Below are 3846 nucleotides of genomic sequence, written 5' to 3'. Positions count from 1 at the left end.
GTGCTCACCGCCGCCGGTGCGCTGCGCGCACGCCAGGACCCCACCCTCGGCGCCCTCGCCGACACGGTGCTGGAGCTGGCGTGCGACCTCGCCGGCGCCGTCCTGGACCGGGAGGTGTCGCTGATGTCCTCCCCGGTCGGGGAGGCCGTGCGCCGGGCCCTGCGCCCGCTGGACGCCATGCAGCCGGTCACCGTGCGTGTCCACCCGGCCGACCTCAGCACCCTCGTGGGTGACGGCCTCAAGGATGACGGCGCGGCTGCCGATGCAGGACTCGTGAACTACGTGGCCGACAGCACGCTTGAACCGGGCGAGGCCATCGCCCGCCAGGGGGAGACCGAGGTCGACGCGCGCCTGCGCACCAGCGTCGCCCGGGCCCTGGAGGCCCTGGTGGGCGACGACGCCCCTGCACCCGCCGAGGTGTCCGGGCAGGCGGCATGACCACCGCCGGGGTGACCACCGACCTCGCCGCCGGCGTGCGGTCGCTGCTGCGCCCGCAGCTCGACCGCGCCGCCGCGGCCGCGCGCCCGCTCGTCAGCGGCCGCGTCACCTCCCTCGTCGGGCTGTCCGTGGAGGTCGCCGGTCTGGACGCCGCCGTGGGGGACACCGTCCTCCTCGGCGACGCCGACCGGCGCACCCTCGCGGAGGTCGTCGCCGCCGCCCTCGGCCGGCTGCGGTGCCTGCCGCTGGGTCACCTCACCGGCCTGGCCGCCGCCGCCCCCGCCGTCCGCCAGCACGCCGCCGCCACCGTGCCCGTCGGGCCCGCCCTCCTCGGCCGCGTCGTCGACGCCCTCGGCAACCCCCTCGACGGCCTGGGCCCGCTGCACGGCGCGACCCGCGGCCCGCTGCACGCCGCGCCCCCCGCCGCGCTCGAGCGCGCCCGCGTCGACAGCCCCCTCGGCCTCGGCGTGCGCGCGCTGGACACCCTCGTGCCCGCCGGCCGCGGCCAGCGCTTCGGCATCTTCGCCGGCTCCGGCGTCGGCAAGTCGTCCCTGCTGTCCATGATCGCCCGCGGCACGTCCGCCGACGTCTCCGTCCTCGCCCTCATCGGCGAGCGCGGCCGGGAGGTCCGGGAGTTCCTCGAGGACGACCTCGGGCCCGAGGGCCTGGCCCGCTCCGTCGTCGTCGTCGCCACCTCCGACGAGGCGCCGGCCGTGCGGCTGCGCGCCGCCCTGACCGCCACCTCGATCGCCGAGTCCTTCCGGGACCTCGGCGCCGACTGCGTGCTCATGATGGACTCCCTGACCCGCGTGGCCATGGCCCAGCGCGAGATCGGCCTCTCGGTCGGCGAGCCCCCCGCCACCCGCGGCTACCCGCCGAGCGTGTTCGCGCTCATGCCGCGCCTGCTGGAGCGCGCCGGGCCCGGCGTCACCGGCTCCATCACCGGCATCTACACCGTCCTCGTCGACGGTGACGACCACAACGAGCCCATCGCCGACAACGCCCGCTCCATCCTCGACGGCCACGTCACGCTGGACCGCAGGCTCGCCACCGCCGGGCACTTCCCGACGATCGACGTGCTGGAGTCCGTCTCCCGCGTCGCGAGCCGGGTCACCACCAGGGAGCAGCGGGCGCTGGCCACCACGCTGCGCCGGGTGATGGCCGCCCACCGCGACGCCAAGGAGCTCATCGAGGTCGGCGCCTACGTCCCCGGCGCCAACCCCGACGTCGACGCCGCCGTGGCCGCCCTGCCCGCGATCAACGACTTCCTCCGCCAGGACATCGAGGAGATCACCCCCGCGCCCGAGGCGTGGGCGCGGCTGGAGCACCTCGTCGCGGCCCTCGGGGGGGTCCGCCCGTGATCGCCAGGTCGCTGCTCGCGCTGCTCAAGCTGCGCCGCACCCAGCAGGAGCAGTCCAAGACCCAGCTCGCCGCCGCCAGCGCCGTCGTGCGCCGGGAGCAGCAGCGCGTCAAGCGCGTCGAGCGCGCCCTCGGCGACGCCCACCTGTCCGACGAGACCATGGCCGCCTGGACGGCGAGCGTCGCCCGCCGCGCCGCGCTGTCGGCCGACCTGGACGCCACCCGCGCCCTCGTGGCGCGCGCCGAGCTGGACCTCACCGAGAAGCAGGCCGCCTGGGCGCGCGCCCGCCGCGCCGAGCGCTCCCTGGAGCGCATCGTCGAGCGGCAGGAGGCCGAGCAGGAGCGCGCGGCGCTCGCCGCCGACCAGAAGGCCCTCGACGACCGCACGGTGGCCGAGTTCGCCGCGCGGGCGCGGTTGCGCGCACAGCTGGAGCAGGACAGGTGACGAGCAGGAGGAGGACGCCGTGAGCGGCATCGCCGAGGTCCAGGCCCGCATCGGGGACATCCAGTCCCGCATCGCCACCCTGGCGGGCTGGTCCGCTTCCGCCGGGCTCGGCGGCGGGGTGCTGGGCGCCACCACGGGCACCACCGGCACCACGGCCACCACCGCCACCACGGGTGCCGGTTTCGCCGACGTGCTGTCCGCCTCGAGCCCCGCCGTGGCGCGCGGCACCCGCACCACGGTGCCCGCGACCACCACGACCACCGCGGCCGGCACGGCCGCGACCGGTGAGGCGCTCGTCGCCACCGCCCGCAAGTACCTCGGCGTGCCCTACGTGTGGGGCGGCACCGACCCCGCCAAGGGCCTGGACTGCTCCGGCCTCGTGCAGCTCGTCGCGCGGGAGAACGGCATCACCGTGCCCCGCACCGCGGCGCAGCAGGCCAAGGCCGGCACCGAGGTCCCCAGCCTCGCCGAGGCCCGCCCCGGTGACCTCGTCGTGCTCTCCGGCGGCAGCCACATCGGCATCTACGTGGGGAACGGGCAGATGCTGCACGCCCCCAAGGCGGGAGACGTGGTGAAGATCGCCAAGGTCTGGGAGACGCCCATGACCATCCGCCGCCTCGGCGCCGCGGCCGCCACCGGCGCCGCCGTGGCCACCGCCTCGCTGACCGGCGCGGCCGGTGTCGGGGCCGCCGACCAGGTCCGCCCCGCCGCCCTGGCCGCCACCTCGTCGACGTCGGCGCCCTACGACGCGGCCTTCGCCGCCGCCGAGCAGCGCTACGGCCTGCCCACCGGGCTGCTGTCGGCCGTCGCCAAGCAGGAGTCCGGCTACAACCCCAACGCCAAGAGCCCCGCCGGGGCGCAGGGGCTCATGCAGTTCATGCCCGCCACCGCCCGTGAGATGGGCATCGACCCGCTCGACCCGGCGCAGGCCATCGACGGCGCCGGCCGGCTGCTGTCCAAGCACCTGAGCTCCTTCGGGTCGGTCTCCCTGGCGCTCGCCGCCTACAACGCCGGCCCGGGCAACGTCCGCAAGTACGGCGGCATCCCGCCGTTCACCGAGACCCAGAACTACGTCAAGAAGATCACCGCAACCCTCGGGAGCACCGCGTGAGCACTCCGACCATCGCGACGCTGCCGGTCGCCGCCCCGGCACCGGCGCCCGGCGGCGCAGGCCGCGGCTCGGCCGACTCCGGCGCGGGCTTCGCAGAGTCCTTCGGGCAGGCCGTCGCCTCCCTCGGGCAGGAGGCCGTCGGCGACGGCGGCCAGCAGGGCGGGCAGGGCGGGTCGTCCGGTCAGCAGGACGGGCAGCAGCAGGTGGCCGAGGCCACCGCCGCGCCGGTCGTCGACCCGGCGCTGCTCGGCATGCCCTTCGCGCTGCTGGCCGCGGTCGCCGCACCCGGCGGCCAGGTCGCCGGCCAGGCAGCCGTGGCCGCCGGTGCCGGTGGGGCGGCCGTGACCGCTGCGACCACCGGGGTGCCCGGGGCGGTCGCCGGCGAGCCCGCCGGTGTCCCGGGAGCCGCCGGCACCCCGCCCCTGCCGGGCGCGACCGCGGTCCCCGGCACGGTGGTCCCCAGCACCGCCACCACGCTCGCCGCCACCGCGCC

General features: G+C 77.2%; 4 protein-coding genes and 1 pseudogene. All 5 read left to right on the top strand.

Annotated features, from left to right (window positions below; all coding sequences use genetic code 11):
• Positions 1-438: FliH/SctL family protein (locus ABEB16_RS19965; protein WP_345713947.1), on the top strand; the 438-nt coding region annotated here is incomplete at its 5' end.
• Positions 435-1799, top strand: coding sequence for a FliI/YscN family ATPase (locus tag ABEB16_RS19960; RefSeq protein WP_345713946.1), 1365 nt, complete (start codon positions 435-437; stop codon positions 1797-1799). The genes ABEB16_RS19965 and ABEB16_RS19960, both read left to right, overlap by 4 nt.
• Complete coding sequence (locus ABEB16_RS19955) at positions 1796-2242, top strand: hypothetical protein (protein ID WP_345713945.1); 447 nt, start codon at positions 1796-1798, stop codon at positions 2240-2242. The genes ABEB16_RS19960 and ABEB16_RS19955 overlap by 4 nt, the downstream gene beginning before the upstream one ends.
• A 19-nt stretch (positions 2243-2261) precedes the next feature.
• The gene (locus ABEB16_RS19950; RefSeq protein WP_345713944.1) at positions 2262-3353 is read left to right on the top strand and encodes a transglycosylase SLT domain-containing protein; all 1092 of its coding nucleotides are present in this window, start codon (positions 2262-2264) and stop codon (positions 3351-3353) included.
• Positions 3350-3846, top strand: a pseudogene (locus ABEB16_RS19945) (hypothetical protein); the annotation flags it as partial. The gene ABEB16_RS19950 and the pseudogene ABEB16_RS19945, both read left to right, overlap by 4 nt.

The sequence above is a fragment of the Kineococcus glutinatus genome (assembly GCF_039542765.1).
Lineage (GTDB): Bacteria > Actinomycetota > Actinomycetes > Actinomycetales > Kineococcaceae > Kineococcus_A > Kineococcus_A glutinatus.
The sequence above is the reverse complement of the archived record's forward strand: the minus strand, read 5'-3'. Positions and strand labels throughout refer to the sequence as shown.